This is a genomic window from Arthrobacter pityocampae (assembly GCF_002927275.1).
In the GTDB taxonomy this organism is placed as follows: domain Bacteria; phylum Actinomycetota; class Actinomycetes; order Actinomycetales; family Micrococcaceae; genus Arthrobacter_D; species Arthrobacter_D pityocampae.
On sequence record NZ_PRKW01000006.1, the window covers coordinates 106,096 to 123,197 of the forward strand.

12 protein-coding genes are annotated in these 17,102 nt (G+C 72.4%); 6 read left to right on the top strand and 6 right to left on the bottom strand.

All coding sequences use genetic code 11. The features are described 5' to 3' along the window. Positions 1-55: 55 nt before the first annotated feature. The 5 genes from C4K88_RS14465 to C4K88_RS17520 all read left to right on the top strand — a co-directional run bounded on the left by C4K88_RS14465 (position 56) and on the right by C4K88_RS17520 (position 8,877). Positions 56-5,020, top strand: coding sequence for an Lhr family helicase (locus tag C4K88_RS14465; protein WP_104122344.1), 4,965 nt, complete (start codon positions 56-58; stop codon positions 5,018-5,020). Continuing rightward, positions 5,013-5,831 carry a DNA-formamidopyrimidine glycosylase family protein gene (locus C4K88_RS14470; RefSeq protein WP_104122345.1) on the top strand — a complete coding sequence of 273 codons (819 nt, stop codon included), beginning with the start codon at positions 5,013-5,015 and terminating at the stop codon, positions 5,829-5,831. The genes C4K88_RS14465 and C4K88_RS14470 overlap by 8 nt, the downstream gene beginning before the upstream one ends. A 39-nt stretch (positions 5,832-5,870) precedes the next feature. Continuing rightward, complete coding sequence (locus C4K88_RS14475) at positions 5,871-6,779, top strand: pseudouridine synthase (RefSeq protein ID WP_104122534.1); 909 nt, start codon at positions 5,871-5,873, stop codon at positions 6,777-6,779. A 111-nt stretch (positions 6,780-6,890) separates the two neighbouring features. After that, the gene (locus tag C4K88_RS14480) at positions 6,891-7,526 is read left to right on the top strand and encodes a DedA family protein (protein ID WP_104122346.1); all 636 of its coding nucleotides are present in this window, start codon (positions 6,891-6,893) and stop codon (positions 7,524-7,526) included. Continuing rightward, positions 7,489-8,877, top strand: a complete 1,389-nt coding sequence (locus C4K88_RS17520; protein WP_174705255.1) for a TspO-related membrane protein — start codon at positions 7,489-7,491, stop codon at positions 8,875-8,877. The genes C4K88_RS14480 and C4K88_RS17520 overlap by 38 nt, the downstream gene beginning before the upstream one ends. A 54-nt stretch (positions 8,878-8,931) precedes the next feature. Here the strand turns inward: C4K88_RS17520 and C4K88_RS14490 are convergent, their stop codons facing one another. The 6 genes from C4K88_RS14490 to C4K88_RS14515 form a co-directional block, all read right to left on the bottom strand. Then, positions 8,932-9,864, bottom strand: a complete 933-nt coding sequence (locus tag C4K88_RS14490; protein WP_104122347.1) for an NADP-dependent oxidoreductase — start codon at positions 9,862-9,864, stop codon at positions 8,932-8,934. Positions 9,865-9,991: 127 nt separating this feature from the next. Beyond that, the gene (ppc, locus tag C4K88_RS14495) at positions 9,992-12,829 is read right to left on the bottom strand and encodes a phosphoenolpyruvate carboxylase (RefSeq protein WP_241522004.1); all 2,838 of its coding nucleotides are present in this window, start codon (positions 12,827-12,829) and stop codon (positions 9,992-9,994) included. Positions 12,830-13,058: 229 nt separating this feature from the next. Beyond that, a complete protein-coding gene (locus C4K88_RS14500) occupies positions 13,059-13,424 on the bottom strand; it encodes a DUF202 domain-containing protein (protein ID WP_104122348.1) in 366 nt (121 codons plus the stop codon). 2 nt (positions 13,425-13,426) lie between these two features. Next, on the bottom strand, positions 13,427-13,768 hold the full coding sequence (locus C4K88_RS14505; protein WP_241522005.1) for a YidH family protein: 342 nt from the start codon (positions 13,766-13,768) through the stop codon (positions 13,427-13,429). A 160-nt stretch (positions 13,769-13,928) separates the two neighbouring features. Further along, positions 13,929-15,089 carry an acyl-CoA dehydrogenase family protein gene (locus C4K88_RS14510; protein ID WP_104122350.1) on the bottom strand — a complete coding sequence of 387 codons (1,161 nt, stop codon included), beginning with the start codon at positions 15,087-15,089 and terminating at the stop codon, positions 13,929-13,931. A gap of 36 nt (positions 15,090-15,125) precedes the next feature. Next, positions 15,126-15,911 (bottom strand): SDR family NAD(P)-dependent oxidoreductase, encoded by a 786-nt coding sequence (locus tag C4K88_RS14515; RefSeq protein WP_104122351.1) that lies wholly within the window; start codon positions 15,909-15,911, stop codon positions 15,126-15,128. Between the two features lie 143 nt (positions 15,912-16,054). Here C4K88_RS14515 and C4K88_RS14520 point away from each other — a divergent pair, with 143 nt between their 5' ends. After that, positions 16,055-17,092 (top strand): glycoside hydrolase family 76 protein, encoded by a 1,038-nt coding sequence (locus C4K88_RS14520; RefSeq protein WP_104122352.1) that lies wholly within the window; start codon positions 16,055-16,057, stop codon positions 17,090-17,092. Positions 17,093-17,102 lie beyond the last annotated feature (10 nt).

Sequence of the window (17,102 nt, forward strand, 5' to 3'; positions counted from 1 at the left end):
GGTTCCCGGCGCACCGGCCCGACCGAGTGTCGGTGCGCTGGGGCATGATGAGGGAGTGACGCAGGTACTGACGAGATTCACCCCCGCAACCCATGAGTGGTTCGCAGGGGCCTTCTCCGAACCCACCCCCGCCCAGGAGGGCGCCTGGTCCGCCATCTCCGCGGGCTCCAATGCGCTCGTCGTCGCCCCCACCGGGTCGGGCAAGACCCTCGCCGCGTTCCTCTGGGCCCTGGACCGGTTGATCGCCTCCGGCGAGGGCAGCGGCGACGTCGACCCCGATCCCCCGGCCCCGGCGAAGGGCCGGAAGGCCCCGGCGAAGCCCAAGCGCAGCACCCGCGTCCTCTACATCTCACCGCTGAAGGCGCTCGGCGTGGACGTCGAGCGGAACCTGCGGGCCCCGCTCATCGGCATCACGCAGACCGCGAAGCGGCTCGGCCTCCCGGCGCCGAGCATCACGGTCGGCGTCCGGTCGGGCGACACCCCGCAGGCCGAACGCCGCGCCATGCTGACGCGACCGCCGGACATCCTCATCACCACGCCCGAATCGCTGTTCCTCATGCTGACCTCGAAGGCACGCGAGACGCTGATGGAGGTGGACACCGTCATCATCGACGAGGTCCACGCCGTCGCCGGCACCAAGCGCGGCGCGCACCTCGCGGTGTCGCTGTCCCGCCTCGACGCCCTGCTGGACAAGCCCGTGCAGCGCATCGGCCTCTCGGCCACGGTGGAGCCGAAGGAGACCGTGGCCCGCTTCCTCTCGGGCAACGCCCCCGTGGAGATCGTCGCCCCACCCTCGAAGAAGCAGTGGGACCTCACCGTCACCGTCCCGGTGGAGGACATGACGGAGCTCGGCGGGGCCGCGGCGAACACCGACGACGACGGCGACGCCGTGCCGCAGGCGAGCATCTGGCCGCACGTCGAGGAGAAGATCGTCGACCTGATCGAGCAGAACCGGTCCACGATCGTGTTCGCCAATTCGCGCCGGCTCGCCGAACGCCTCACCGCGCGGCTCAACGAGATCCACGCGGAACGCCGCGAGCGCGACGCCGTATGGGCGGCGGGTGGCGACCCGGCCGCCGTCGAGCCGGCAGCTCCGCCGTCGTTCGCGCACACCAAGGCCACGCCGGCCCAGATGATGGCCCAGGCGGGGCAGTCCGGCGGCGCCGAGGCGCTCCTCGCCCGCGCCCACCACGGATCCGTCTCGAAAGACCAGCGCGCCCTCATCGAGGACGACCTCAAGTCGGGGCGCCTGCGCTGCGTGGTCGCCACGAGTTCGCTGGAACTCGGCATCGACATGGGCGCCGTGGACCTCGTGGTGCAGGTCGAATCGCCGCACTCCGTGGCCAGCGGCCTGCAGCGCGTGGGGCGCGCCGGCCACCAGGTGGGCGAGGTGTCGCAGGGCGTCCTCTTCCCCAAGCACCGCGGTGACCTCATCAACACCACGGTCACGGTGGAGCGCATGCTCGCCGGGCAGATTGAACCCCTCTACATCCCCACCAACCCGCTCGACATCCTCGCCCAGCAGACCGTCGCCGCCGCCGCGCTCGGGACCATCGACGTCGAGGAGTGGTTCGACGTCGTCCGGACCTCCGCGCCGTTCGCCACCCTGCCCCGCTCGGCCTTCGACGCGACCCTCGACCTGCTCGCCGGCCGCTACCCGTCGGACGAGTTCGCCGAACTGCGCCCGCGCATCATCTGGGACCGCGTGGAGGGCACCATCACCGGACGCCCCGGAGCGCAGCGCCTCGCCGTCACCTCGGGCGGCACCATCCCCGACCGCGGACTGTTCGGCGTGTTCCTCGTCGGTTCGGAGGGCGAGGGCCCGCGCGCGGGCGGCCGCCGCGTGGGCGAACTCGACGAGGAGATGGTCTACGAATCCCGCGTGGGCGACGTCTTCGCCCTCGGCGCCACCAGCTGGCGCATCGAGGAGATCACGCACGACCGCGTGCTGGTCTCCCCCGCGTTCGGCCAGCCCGGCAAGCTGCCGTTCTGGAAGGGCGACTCCCTCGGCCGTCCCGTCGAACTGGGCCGCGCCCTCGGCGCCTTCCGCCGCGAGATGGCCGGGGCGACGCCGGAGAAGGCGCAGGAGCGGTGCGAGCGGATCGGGCTCGACACCTGGGCGTCCGGGAACCTCATCACCTACCTCACCGAGCAGCGCGAGGCCACCGAGGTGGTGCCGAACGACAGGACGCTCGTCGTCGAACGCTTCCACGACGAACTCGGCGACTGGCGCGTGGTCCTGCACAGCCCCTTCGGCATGCCCGTGCACGCGCCGTGGGCGCTCGCCGTCGGCGCCCGGCTCGAGCAGCGCTACGGCATGGACGGCTCCGCGATGGCCTCCGACGACGGCATCGTGCTGCGCGTCCCGCTCATGGACGACGAGCCCCCCGGCGCCGACCTGTTCCTGTTCGACGCCGAGGAACTCGACGGCATCGTCACGGCCGAGGTGGGCGGGTCCGCGCTCTTCGCCTCCCGCTTCCGCGAGTGCGCGGCCCGCGCCCTGCTGCTGCCCCGCCAGAACCCGAGCAAGCGCACCCCCCTGTGGCAGCAGCGGCAGCGGTCCGCGCAGCTGCTGGACGTCGCCAAGAAGTACCCGACGTTCCCGATCGTCCTCGAGACGGTGCGGGAGGTCCTGCAGGACGTCTACGACCTGCCCGCCCTGAAGGACCTCGCGGCCTCCCTCGAACGCCGGGAGCTGCGGATCGTCGAAGTCACCACGCAGCAGCCCTCCCCGTTCGCGCGGTCCATGCTGTTCGGGTACGTGGCGTCCTTCCTGTACGAGGGGGACTCCCCGCTGGCCGAGCGCCGGGCGGCCGCCCTCTCGCTGGACCCGACCCTCCTCAACGAGCTGCTCGGCCGCGCCGAACTGCGGGAGCTGCTCGACGCCCGGGTCATCGCCGACACCGAACTCGAGCTGCAGCGCCTCAAGCACGACCGCCTGGCCCGCGGACTCGAGGGCGTCGCCGACCTCCTGCGCCTGCTCGGGCCGCTGACCGTCGAGGAGATCGCCGAGCGCCTCGAGGCGCCGGCCGATGACCGGGCGGCCGTTGCGGCAACCGCCCATCCGACGGACGCATCCCCGGCCCGGGCGGTCCCGTCCGAGGACCCCTCCGACGAGGAACTGCTCGCCGACACGGCACCCGCCACCCCGAACACTGTGAGGGCCTCGCCCGCGGTGGTGCGGGAGCACGTGGCCGCCCTCGTGAAGGCCAACCGCGCCCTGACCGTGCACATCGGCGGCGTCGAGCGCATCTCCGCCGTCGAGGACGCCGCCCGCCTGCGCGATGCCCTCGGGGTCCCCCTGCCCATGGGCATCCCCCTGGCCTTCATCGAGCCGGTCGCCGATCCGCTGGGGGACCTCGTGGGGCGCTACGCGCGCACCCACAGCCCCTTCACGGCCGCCGAAGCGGCGTCGCGCCTGGGGCTGGGCGTCGCCGTCGTCGCCGGGGCGCTGCAGCGCCTCGCCGGTGCAGGCCGCGTGGTCGAGGGCGAGTTCCGCCCCGCCGAGTCGGTCCCCGTGCTCGACATCTCAGCAGCCTCCGGCGCCGAACCCGGCACCATCACCGTGCACGCGCCGGCCGCCAGCGAGTGGTGCGACGTCGAGGTGCTCCGGCGCCTCCGCCGACGGTCCCTGGCAGCCCTCCGCCAGGAGGTGGAGCCCGTGGACCCCGCCGCCTACGGGCGGTTCCTGCCGGCCTGGCAGCACATCGGCTCCGGCCTGCGCGGCCTCGACGGCGTGATCACCGTCATCGACCAGCTCTCCGGCGTCCCCATCCCCGCCTCCGCCTGGGAGCCGCTGATCCTCGCTCAGCGCGTGGCCAACTACGCGCCCGCCATGCTCGACGAGCTGACGGCGACCGGCGAGGTGCTCTGGTCCGGCGCCGGGTCGCTGGCCGGCAACGACGGCTGGATCGCCCTGCACCTGGCCGAGAACGCGCCCCTGACGCTCCGCCCCGACCCCACGTTCGAGCCGACGGCCCTCCACACCGGGCTGCTCGACCTGCTCGCCGGCGGCGGCGGGTACTTCCTGCGGCAGCTCACCAACCAGCTCGACGTGCAGGAGGCAACGTCGGATACCGCCGTCGTCACCGCACTGTGGGACCTGGTGTGGGCGGGCAGGATCAGCAACGACACGTTCTCCCCGGTCCGCGCCCTCCTCGCGCACGGCAAGACAGCCCACAAGCAGCGACCGGCCCCGGCCCGAGCACGGGCCCCGCGCGCCGGGCGGCTGGGCCGCGCCCCCGGCAAATCCCTCACGGGAGCGTCGATGCGCCTGAGCCTGGCCGGGGACGACGGCGCCACCGGCGGCTACCAGCGGGCCACCCCTCCCCTGGCGGCCGGCCGCTGGAACATGCTGCCCGCCGTCGAGGCGGAGACCACCCTGCACGCCCACGCGCAGGCGGAACTGCTGATGGACCGCTACGGCGTCGTCACGCGCGGGGCCGTCGGCAACGAGGGCGTCCCGGGCGGATTCGGCCTCATGTACAAGGTGCTGGCACGACTCGAGGAGATGGGCCGGTGCCGGCGCGGCTACTTCATCGAGCACCTCGGCGCCGCGCAGTTCGCCGTCCCCGCCACGGTGGACCGCCTGCGCTCCTTCAGCGCCGACAACCAGCTGCCCACCGCCCAGGACGTGCTCGGCGGGGAGGCCCCACCCCTGAAGGCGGTGGCCCTCGCGGCCACCGATCCCGCCAACCCCTACGGCGCGGCACTGAGCTGGCCGCAGGCCGACGGCGGGCACCGCGCCGGGCGGAAGGCCGGGGCTCTCGTCGTGCTCGTGGACGGGGCGCTCGCGCTGTACGTGGAGCGGGGCGGCAAGACACTGCTGGCGTTCACCGAGGACGTCGACACCCTCCGGGCGGCGGCGCTGTCCCTGGTCACGATCATCCGCCGGGGGGCCGCGGAGAAGATGGCCCTCGAGAAAGTCAACGGCGGCGAGATCCTGGACACGGACATCGGCCGCGCGCTCGCCGACGCCGGCTTCCACTCCACGCCGAAGGGGCTGAGGATCCGTGCCTGAGGGAGATACCGTCTGGCGGGCGGCCCGCGAACTGCACCGCGCCCTCGCCGGGAAGACACTGACCCGCTGCGACATCCGCGTCCCCCGCTTCGCCACTGTGGATTTCACGGGCGACACCGTGCAGGAGGCGGTGTCCCGCGGGAAGCACCTGCTCATCCGCGGCGGGGGCGACGGCGGCTGGGACATCCACTCGCACCTCAAGATGGAGGGCCTCTGGCACGTCTACGCCCGCGGGGAGAAGTGGCGGAGGCCTGCCTTCAAGGCCCGCTGCATCCTGGAGACCGCGGACGCCGTCGTCGTCGGCTTCGAGCTGGGCTTCCTGCGGGTGATCCCCCGCGCCGAGGAGGACGACGCCGTCGGCTACCTGGGACCCGACCTGCTCGGTCCCGACTGGGATCCGGAGGAGGCACTGCGGCGCCTGCGGGAGGAGCCGGAGCGGCCGATCGGCCTCGCCCTGCTCGACCAGCGGAACCTCGCCGGGATCGGCAACGTCTACCGGTGCGAGCTGTGCTTCCTCGCCGGCGTCCACCCGCTCACCCCGGTGGGCGAGGTGCCGAATCTGCCGCGCATGGTCGAGCTCTCGAAGAAGCTCCTCGAGGCGAACAAGGAGCGCAGCACCCGGGCCACCACCGGGCAGCTCCGCGGCAACACGCTCTGGGTGTACGGGCGGTCCCGGCGGGGCTGCCTGCGCTGCGGAACGCCCGTCGCACTGGAACAGCTCGGGGACAAGGAGACCGAACTGCGGGAGCTCTACTACTGCCCGCACTGCCAGCCGCGAGTGGAAGCCCCGGCCGGGCCGGCACTACCCTGACCAGGTGGACGGAATACGACGGGTGATGTGCCCATGGCGATGAGATCCCCCCTGCCCGTGCGCAACGGCGTCAACGCGACCCGGCTCCGCCTGCCGGCAGAGGGCCCGTGGGAGACCGCCCTCGAGTACATCCTCGACCGCTTCGACCACGTGGACCCGGAGGGCCTCGGTGAGCGCTTCGACCGCGGCGAGGTGGTCGCGCTCGGCGGCGAGATCCTCACGCGGTCCACCCCGCTCGGTGAGCACACGTTCATCTGGTACTACCGCGAGCTGCCGGTCGAGGAGCGGCTTCCCGTGGAGCTGTCCATCCTGTACCAGGACCGCCACCTCCTCGTCGTCGACAAGCCGCATTTCCTGCCGACCACACCGGGCGGCATGTACGTGGCGGAATCCGCGCTCGTGCGTCTGCGCGTGGACCTCGGCCTCCCCGACCTGATTCCCATGCACCGCCTGGACCGCATGACGGCCGGCATCCTCATGTTCTCCATCGACCCGGACACCCGCGGCGCCTACCAGCTGCTCTTCGAGAACCGGCGCATCAGCAAGGAGTACCGGGCCGTGGCACCCCTCCGGCCGGAACTGCACCTCGACGAGGAGCCGCTGGAGGTGCGCAGCCGGATCGTGAAATCCCGGACCTACCTGCTCGCCCAGGAGGTCGAGGGACCGGCGAACACCCACACCACGGTGAGCCTGCTCCAGGAGCGCGCCGACCGCGGCCTGTACCGGCTGCAGCCGCATACCGGGAAGACCCACCAGCTCCGGCTGCACATGGCCTCCCTCGGGCTCGGCATCGTCAACGACCCGTTCTACCCGGTGCTGCACCCGCAGGCCCCGGACGACTACACGAAACCGCTGCAACTCCTCGCGCACAGCATCGCGTTCACGGACCCGGTGGACGGCACGGCCCGGAGTTTCGAGTCCGGCCTGACCCTCGCCGAGTTCGCCTGACCCTGATCTCCTCCAGGCCCGAGCCGCTGTCCGACCCCGGTTTGCTCCCCTGAGCAGATCCCGCCCTTCTCGCCCGGGGGTCGCTCAGGGCCCTGACGGGACATTTACTGTGTGGATCTGCCCGGAACGGACATCTCCGACCCGCTCTACCTCCTCGTCATGTTCGCCGTCGTCGTCGCCGATGTGGTGCTCCCCGTCGTGCCCTCCGAACTGCTCGTGATCGGCTCCGGCACGATGGTCGCCGACGGCCTGCTCCTGCTGCCCGTCGCGGGCCTCGTCGCGTGGGCCGGCAGCTGGCTCGGGGACGTGGCCCTGTTCCTCCTGTTCCGGCGCCGGCTCACCCATCTCCTGGAGCGTTTCCGCTGGGGGCGCCGGATCCATCGGGGACTGCGGGAAGCCATCGCGAAAGCGGGCTCGTCGCCCACCTACGCCGCCGTCGTCGCCGTGCGCTTCCTGCCCGGTGGGCGCACCGCGAGCGTGGCAGCGGCCGGCATCGCGGAGCTGCCCCTGCGCCCCTTCATGCTCGCCGCCGCCGCAGGAGGCGCCCTGTGGACGGCCTGGCTGGTGGGACTCGGTTTCGTGGCAGGCGCCTCCACCGGACTACCCGCCTGGGTGGGTGCCCTGCTCGGAATGGTGGTCGGTACGCTTGTGGGAGCCATCACAGCAGCGATCCTCACCCTGAAGAAGCACCGGAAGGCCAAGAACACGCATGAGCACCCTGAAGAACCCGGGTCCGAAGCTCCCTGAGAAGCCGATCAGGCCCCCGACCGGCCTACAGGAAGCTCCCGCGGCACCCTCTCCGGACACGACGAGCGTCCTCGCACGCCTCAAGGCCGCACAGCCGCGGGCTGCCGCGACCGGCGACGACGACCGCCCCGACCGGCGTTCCGCAGCGCCGGTTACCGGCGGGTCAGCTGGTGCCGGGGACAGCACGGCGGCCACGGACGGCGTCACGGGCCCAGCGCCGAGCGCCGGTACCACCCGCACCCTGCACGCGACCACTGGATCCGCAGAGGGCGACAGGGCTCCAGGCGATCCGGGCAGCGATGCCCGCAGCGCGGAGGCGGCCGAGCGGCTCCGGGTCGCGGCCGTCCGGGCTCGGGCAGCCGCGGGTGTGACCGGCCGAGCCATCCACCGGGGCAGCGGCGCGACCGGCCGAGCCATCCGCCATGGCAGCAGCGTCACCGGCAGGGCCATCCGCGACGGCAGCAGCGCGACGGCCCGCCACGTCTCGTCCTGGGACCGGGACGTCGTGCGGCAGGTGGTCGTGACGCTCTGCGCCATCGCGTGCATCCTCGGGTCGGCAGCCGGCGTCGGGGCCTTCGGCGGACCGTCCATCCGGGACGCCGCAGGCGGCCTGTTCGCTCCGGACGCGACGCTCCTGGCGCCGTCGTCGACCGCCTTCTCCATCTGGAGCGTGATCTACGCGGGCCTGGTGGCCTACACCGGGTTCCAGTGGCTGCCGTCGCAGCGGAGGAGCGACCGCCAGCGGCGGCTCGGCTGGACCGTGGCGGCGTCCATGCTCCTGAACCTCGCCTGGATCCTCAGTGCGCAGGCGGGCCGCCTGACGTTGAGCCTCGTGGTGATCATGCTGCTCTTCTTCGCCCTCCTGTCCGCCATCCGGACCCTGAACGAGCACCCCACCGAGACCCGGCTGGAGGGCGCCTTCGTGGATACGCCGATCGGCCTCTACCTGGGCTGGGTGCTGCTGGCGGCGGCCGCGAACTGGGCGGCGTTCCTCACGGCGGCGGGGGCGGACCTCTTCGGCTGGTCCGGGGTCACGTGGTCCATCCTCGGGATCAGCGCCGTCCTCCTGACGGCCGCCGTCATCTGCTCCACGGACCGCGGGCGCCTCGCCGTGGCCGCGGCGACCTCGTGGGGCCTGCTGTGGATCGCCGTCGAACGCGTCCTGGGCCAGCCCTTCGCGATGAACCTGGCGTTCTTCGCCGTCCTGGCGATCTTCCTGCTGCTCATCACCGCCGGCTCCCGCCGCCACCGCGTGGACCACGAATACCGGCACTGGCTCCGCGCGCAGCAGGACGCCCGGCGCGAGCCCGTCCACCTCGGAGGCGGCGACCACGAGGACCCGCACCACTAGCCATCCGTGCGGGGCACGGCGCCGCCAGGTGCCGTCGCCGTGCCCCGGTCCGGCCTAGCCCTCGTCGCCCACCGTGACGGCGATCTTGCCCCGTACATGGCCGTCCATGCTGCTGCGGAACGCGTCGGCCGCATTCTCGAGGGAGAAGGTCGCGGCGAGGACGGGCTTGACGCTCCCCGCCTCGACGAGCTCGGTGAGCGCGAGCAGGTCCTCCGGGTTGGGCCGGACGAAGATGTACCGGCCGCCCTTCTCCTTCACCTCGGCGTCGGCCACGGAAGCCACCCGCGTGGCGTCCTCCAGGTACGCGAGGGAGGCCACCCAGTCGTCGCCGCCCACGTAGTCGACGACGGCGTCGAGCCCGTCCGGCGCAGCAGCGGCGATACGCTCCCCGAGTCCCTCGCCGTAGGTAAGCGGCTCGGCTCCGAGCGAGCGCAGGAAGTCGTGGTTCTTCTCGGACGCGGTGGCCAGCACCCGGGCTCCCCACGCCTTGGCGATCTGGATCGCGTAGGTACCGACCCCGCCGGCGCCGTTGTGCACCAGGACGGTGTCGCCGTCGGACACGCCGACGGCCCGGAGCGACTGGTACGCCGTGAGTCCTGCCAGCGGCATGGTGGCCGCCTCCGCCCAGGACACGTTGCGCGGCTTCCGGGCGAGGGTCCGGACGGGAGCCGCGACCTGCTCGGCGAAGGTCCCGAGGCCCACGGTGTCGGCGCGGACGTACCCGATGACCTCGTCACCGGCCTGGAACTCCGTCACCGACGGCCCGGGCTGGACGACGACGCCGGCGACGTCCCACCCCGGGATCACGGGGAAGTAGGTCGGCAGCGCCCCGTCGAGGTACCCGGCCGTGATCTTCCAGTCCACCGGGTTCACCGAGGACGCCCTGACGTCGACGAGCACCGCGTCCGGCCCGATCTTCGGGTCCGGCTGCTCGCCGTACTGGAGGACGTCGGGGTCGCCGTACTGCTCGTAGAACACTGCCTTCATGGGGGTCTCCTTCTCATGGGCCGGCCCGCCGGTTGCCGGCGGGCCGGTCGCTTCTTCGCTTCGTGAGGCGCAACGGACCCTCCGCCGGGCGTATTCCGGGGCGACGCGGCGCTGCGGCGCAGAAACCTCAGCCCGTGTTGCGCATCCCGGCGGCCACGCCGTTGATGGTGATCAACATCGCACGCTGGAGCTGCCCGTCGGGCTGCCCGCCGTCGGCCTCGGACCGCACCCGGCGCAGCAGTTCCACCTGGAGGTAGGAGATCGGGTCGAGGTACTGGTCGCGCACCGCGAGGGAGCGCTTCAGGACCGGCTGGTCGTCGAGCAGTTCGTGTTCGCCCGTCAGCAGCCTGATCTCGGCAAGGGTGAGCTCGTACTCCTCCCGGATGACGCCGAAGAGGTGCTGCAGCTCGCCCGGCACGAGGGCCTCGACGTAGTGCGCGGCGATCTCGAGGTCCGTCTTCGCCAGCGTCATCTCCACGTTCGAGACCACGGTGCGGAAGAAATGCCAGCGCTCCAGCATCTCGGCGAGCAGTCCCTCGTGGCCGGCCTCCCGGGCCGCGCGCAGCCCGGAGCCGACACCGAACCATCCGGGGACGATCTGCCGGGACTGCGTCCACCCGAAGACCCATGGGATGGCACGGAGGCCGCCGAGGCCGCTGCCCGAATCGGGTCGCTTGGCCGGACGCGAGCCGATGTTCAGCGAGCCGAGCTGCTCCACCGGCGTGGAGGCCAGGAAGTACGCCGGGAGGTCCTCGTGGTCGATCAGCGAGCGGTAGCGGGCGAACGCGGCGTCCGACACCGTCTCCATGACCTCCGCCCAGCGGTCCCGCTCGTCGTCGGAGGAGCGGGGCGTGCGGTGGAGCGCGGACCCCTGCATGACCGCCGCCAGCGACAGTTCGAGGTTCTCCCGGGCGAGGGCGGGCAGCAGGTACTTGTCGCTGATGACCTCGCCCTGCTCGGTGAACTTGATCTCGCCCTCGAGGACGCCGTTGGGCTGGGCGACGATGGCGTCGTAGGTGGGGCCGCCGCCGCGGCCCACGGACCCGCCGCGGCCGTGGAACAGGCGCAGCCGGACCCCGTGCTTCGCGGCGACGTCGCGCAGGAGCCGCTGCGTCTTGTGGATCTCCCAGAGGCTCGTGAGGACGCCGGATTCCTTGTTGGAGTCCGAGTAGCCGAGCATCACCTCCTGCACGTCGCCGCGCAGGCGCACCACCTCCCGGTACGTGGGGTCGGACAGCAGGGTGTCCACGATCCGCGCGGAGACCCGCAGTTCGTCGACCGTCTCCAGGAGCGGGGCGAAGCCGATCTTCGCGAACGCACCGGAGTCGGCGCCCCCGGACCCATTCCCGACGACGTCGACGAGTCCGGCCTCGCGGGCGAGCACCACCGGGGCGAGGACGTCGTCCGCGCCCCGGGTCATGGAGACGATGTAGGTCTCGATGACGTCCGGACCGTAGGTCTCCAGGGCGGAGGCGATCTCGCGGAAGACATCGAAGGTGCGGCGCGCGCCGTCGTCCAGGGGCGGATTCGCCGTCGCCAGCGGACGCCGGGAGGCCAGCTCGGCCGACAGCGTGCGGAGGCGGTCGACGCGGGCCAGTTCGAGGTACGGGACCTCCAGTTCGCCGAGCCGGTCGGTCAACTGGGCGATCACGTCGTGGTGCATGTCCGCGTGCTCGCGGACGTCGAGGGTCGCGAGGTGCAGCCCGAAGGACGAGATGACGCGGGACGCGGTGGCCAGCGCGCCGTCCGCGGCGAGGCCCGCGGAGTGCTCCCGGAGGGAGTCCCCGACGAGCGCAAGATCTGCCAGCACCTGCGCCGTCGCGTTATAGTCCCGGCCGGGTTCGTGCGCGGTGTGATTCTGCACCCGCGCCGCGGTGTTGAGCAGTTTGGCCTTCACACAGGTCAGTTTGAGCCGGTAGGGCTCCTGGGCGTTGAGCTCCAGGATCCGCTTGTCCAGGCGGGGCAGGTTCGCGAGGTCCCGCTGGATGGAGGACGTCAGCTCCTCCGACGCCGGGACGATGGCCGTCGAGGAGGAGAGCGAGGAGATGAGCCGGTCGACGAAGTGGATCGCGATGCGCACGGCCTGCTGGTTCTGGATCTGCAGGATCTCGCGGGTCACGGCCGCGGTGACGTTCGGGTTGCCGTCGCGGTCGCCTCCGATCCACGAGCCGAAGCGGAGCGGAGCGCCCTCGGCCGGCAGCGCCACGCCGTGCTCGGCCAGGAGGTCGGAGAGGTCCTCGAGCAGCTCGGGCATCGACGTGGTGAGGATGTCGCCGAGGTAGTAGATGGCGTTCCGGGCCTCGTCGATCGGCGTGGGTCGCACCTGCCGCAGCTCGTCCGTCTGCCAGATGAGGTCGATGACCTCGGCGAGCCGCCGGTCCTGGCGCCGTCGGTGCTGGGAGCCCTCCGGCGTGGCCTCGGCGAGGATGTCCGAGAGGCGGCGGATCTTGTCCAGGACGGACCGCCGCGAGGCCTCGGTGGGATGCGCCGTGAAGACGGGGCGCACGTCGAGGGAGGCGACGACGTCGGCGAGCGCGGCGGGGCCGGCGTCGGAGGCGATGCGTGACACGGTCTGCGCGAGCCAGCCGTCCTCCTCGGGCCGCGCACGCAGGCCACGTACGCGGTGGACCTGCTCGGCGGCGTTGGCCAGGTGGAAGTACGCGGCGAAGGCCCGCACGAGGTCCGTGGCCTGGTCGATGGGCAGGGCCGCTAGGAGCTCGCGGACGCGGCCGGCCAGCTCCGCGCGTTCGCCGGCGTCGCTGACACTGCCTGATTCCTTGGACTGCTTCGTCAGGAGCCGGACACGCTCCACGAGGTCCAGCAGTTCCTGCCCGTGCTGCCGGACGAGCGACTCGCCCAGCAGGGTGCTGACCCGCCGCACATCGGCCCGGAGATCGGCACTGAGGTCTCCCGTCGCGTCACCGGGCCGGGCGCCGGCGGGCGGAGCGATCACTTCGGAGGGCACTGTCACAACGGCCTGCTTTCAGGTCGGAAAGAACGGGACGTATGCGGCACTGGATACGACGGATGATGGTCGGATTTTACCCGGCGATGTGGTGCAGGACTCACCCGGCCCGTCATGTGAAGCTCCCCCCGGGGCGTCCTCCCGGCCCGGTGCCGGCGTCGTGCCCGGCAGCCGGCGTCGTGCCCGGCAGCCGGCGTCGCGCCCGCCTGGCCGGCTGGTTGCCCGCCGGTCAGCGCAGGGGCAGGGCGACGACCACGACCAGCGCCAGCGCACCGAGGAGCGCCACGGCGGCGGTGGTCCCCAGGACCCCGACGACGTCGGCCTCGACCCGACCGTCCCTGATCCCCCGTGAACTGCGGCGGTAACGACGCGCCTGCCCGCCGGCGATGACCAGGGCCGTCAGGAGGGTCAGCAGCGTCAGCACGAGCGGGAACCAGCCGTGGCCGGGCACCCAGCGGAGCAGGAGGAGGCCCGCGACGACCAGCGCGAGCACGGTGCGGTTCCACGCCAGCGTCGTCCGTTCGGGTTGCAGCCCGGGATCTGCGTGCGGTCGCCGGTCCGGGTCGTCCTGAGGGTCGTCCTGCGGGACGTGCACGGTCAGGCGCCGCCGAGCGCGACGGCGAGGAACGCCGCGGCGACGAGCGCGGCCCCACCGGCCAGGACGGGGACGAGGAGCGAGAGGGGCAGCGGCGCCTGCCGGCGCATGGCGCGTTCGACGGCGAGCCAGCGGATCCCGGCCGCGACGGCCAGCATCAACGAAAGCAGCAGGAGCACGACGGCGAGCCCGGACCGGACCGGTTCCGCGAACGTGTCCGCGGTGAAGGCCTCGAGGGCGACGCCTCCCGCCAGGAGCGCGAGCGCCGTCCGGATCCACGCCAGGAACGTGCGTTCGTTGGCGAGGGTGAACCGCGGGTCCGGCTCGGTCCCGCCGCCGAGGATCCGCGCGGACCGGGGGCTTCGCGCGGGCGGGGTGGTCGCGCCGGGCGGTGCATCGCTACCCGGTCGGGCGTTACTACCCGGCGGGGCGTCGCCACCCGGCGGGCCGTCACTGGAAGAGGTCACGCGCCCATGGTAGATCCGCCGACCGGGGTGCCGCGTCTCAGGTGAAGGCCGAGATACCCGTCAGCGCCCTGCCCACGATCAGGCTGTTGATCTCGTAGGACCCCTCGTAGGTGTAGACGGCCTCCGCGTCGGCGAAGATCTTCGCCATGCGGTAATCCGTCACGATCCCGTTCCCGCCGAGGATGCCCCGTCCGAGCGCCACCGTCTCGCGCATCCGGGCCGTGGTGAAGGACTTGGCGAAGGCGGCCTGCGGCATGTCGGAGATGCCCTGCTCCTGCAACTGGGCGATGCGGGCCATGACGCCGAGGCTCGCCGTCGTGTTGCCCATCATCGTGACGAGCTGGTCCTGGACGAGCTGGAAGCCCGCGATCGGCCGGCCGAACTGGTGGCGTTCCACGGCGTACTGGCGGGCGACGTCGAACGCGGCCAGCTGCTGGCCGACGGCCTGCCAGCCGACGAGGATCCGGGAGCCGAGCAGGAGCTGCCGGGTGTCCTCGAAGGACGCGATGCCGGCGAAGCGGTCGGCCTCGGCGACGCGCACGTCGGTCAGCGTGATGTCCGCGTTCTGGACCGTCCGGAGCGCGGTCTTGTTCGCGATGACGGTGCGTGTGACCCCGGGCAGGGTCGCGTCGAGGATGAAGCCCCGCACACCGCCCGTGTCCGTGTCCCGCGCCCACAGGAGCATGTAGTCGCAGAACGTCCCGTTGCCGATCCACCGCTTCGCGCCGTTGATCACCCAGGTATCGCCGTCGCGGATGGCGGTGGTGGCCATGCCACCGGCGACGTCGGAGCCGTGCAGCGGTTCGGTGAGCGCGAACGCCCCGGTGATGGTCAGGTCCATGGCGTCCTGCAGGAGCCGTCCCTTCTGCTCCGCGCTGCCGAAGGTGTGCAGGGCCTCGACGAAGAGATCGTGGTGGACCATGAAGAACGTCGCGATCGAGGTGTCCGCGCGGGTCATCTCGGCGATCACGAGGCCACTGAACAGACTGCTGTAGCCCTGCTGCACGGGTGTGCTGAGGCGCAGGTCCGCCAGCTTCGGCAGGAGCTCGTGCGGGAACTCGGCCCGATTCCACCAGTCGACGGCGGAGGGCGTGACCTCCTTGTCGAGGAAGTCGCGGACATCCTGCAGCTTCTCGCGTTCGCGGGCGGGGAGGAGGGATTCGAAGCCGAGGAAATCGGCGGTGGGCAGCTGGCTCATCGTCGAGCCGTCCTTTCGTTGAGACCGGGAGCGGCGCTACCTGGGCGCCATGCGGATCGCGCCGTCGAGTCGGATCGTCTCGCCGTTGAGCATCTGGTTCCCGACGATGTGCGCGGCGAGCGCCGCGTACTCGACGGGCTTGCCGAGCCGGGAGGGGTGCGGCACCTGGGCGCCGAGGGAGTCCTGGGCGTCCTGCGGCAGCCCGGCCATCATGGGCGTCTCGAAGATGCCGGGGGCGATGGTGACCACGCGGATGAGGGACCGCGCGAGTTCGCGGGCGATGGGCAGCGTCATGGCCGCGACCCCGCCCTTCGACGCGGCATAGGCCGGCTGCCCGATCTGGCCGTCGAACGCGGCGACGGACGCGGTGTTGATGATGACGCCGCGCTCGTCCGAGCCGCCGAGTCCCGTCACCGGAGGGGTGGCGGCGATGGCCTCCGCGGCGAGCCGGATGACGTTGAAAGTGCCCACGAGGTTGACGGTGACGACGCGCGCGAACTGCTCGAGCGGCAGCACGCCGTCACGTCCGAGGACCTTGCCCGGCGTGGCGATCCCGGCGCAGTTCACGACGATCCGCAGCGGGCCGAGGGCGACGGCGGCATCGACGGCGGCCTGGACCTGGGCGGGATCGGCGACGTCGGCGGCGACGAAGCGCACCCGCTCCCCGTGCGGGTCCAGCTCCGCGGCGGCCTCGGCGCCGGCAGACTGTGGCAGGTCCACGAGGACCACGGACGCGCCGTCGTCGACCAGCCGGCGGGCCGTGGCGAATCCGAGTCCGGAGGCGCCGCCGGTGACGAGGGCCACTGCTCCCCTGATGTCCATGCCTGGTCCTTTCGCATCCGGTAGACCGCCGTTGGCCCAGCCGCGCCCAGCGTACTGTGACGTGGCCCACTGCGCACCCTGCGGGGAATCCACTGCGCATCCTGCCCAATCCGACGGCGTAGCGGCGGAACTAGGGTGGTCACATGCCCATTCCCGACGACGCCCCCGCCGCGGCGGCCCACAGCGTCCGCCACCTGTTCGCCCGGCGGAGCCTGCGGGTGCCGGGGACGCGTCTCGCGGCGGTCGCCCTCCCCGCGCCGACCGGCCCCCGGAGCCACTGGCACTACTGGTGGCAGGCGCACTACCTCGACTGCCTGCTCGACGAGCACGAGCGCGACGCCGGGACGGGCGCGCTGTCCGAGGCCCGGAAGCTCGCCCGCGGCATCTGGCTGAGGAACGGCGGCCGGTGGCGCAACGCCTACTACGACGACATGGCCTGGCTGGCGCTCGCCCTGCAGCGCCTGGACGCTGTGGACGGACGGCGCCGTCCGCGGCGCCGCGTGCGGGTGCTCGCAAACGCCCTCCGGTCGGCGCACACCCCGGACCTCGGCGGCGGCGTCTACTGGAACACCGCGCGCGACTACAAGAACACCCCCAGCACCGCCCCCGCAGCGCTCTTCTTCGCGCGGGCCGGCGAGACCGGTCGGGCGCAGGAGCTGCTCGACTGGCTGAGGGAGCACCTGTTCGACGCCGGGAACGGCCTGTACCTCGACGGCGTCAAGGCCGACGGCCGCGTGGAGCGGTCGCTGCACACCTACAACCAGGGCACGGTGCTCGGCGCGCTGGTCGCCGTCGGCGGACCCCACAATCTGCGGCACGCGGCCCATCTCGCGCGGGCGGTGGCCCGGGAGGTCGCCGACGACGACGGCGTGCTGCCGCTGGCCGGCACGGGCGACGCCGGCCTCTTCACCGGGATCCTCGCGCGGTACCTCGCGCAGGCCGCGACGGCGACGGACGATCCGGCTGCGGCTCCCATCGGCGGGTCCGCCGCGGCGGAGGTCCGGGCCGTCCTCGGTGCGACGGCGGAGGCGGTCTGGGCGGGCCGCCGCACGGACGGCGCCGGGATGCTCGTCTTCCCGCCGAGGCAGGACGGGCCGGTCAGTCTGTCCTCCCAGCTCCAGGCCTGGATGATCCTGGAAGCCGCAGGCCGCGCCGGGGCAGGGCAACCCGCCGCCGGGTGACAGACTGCTG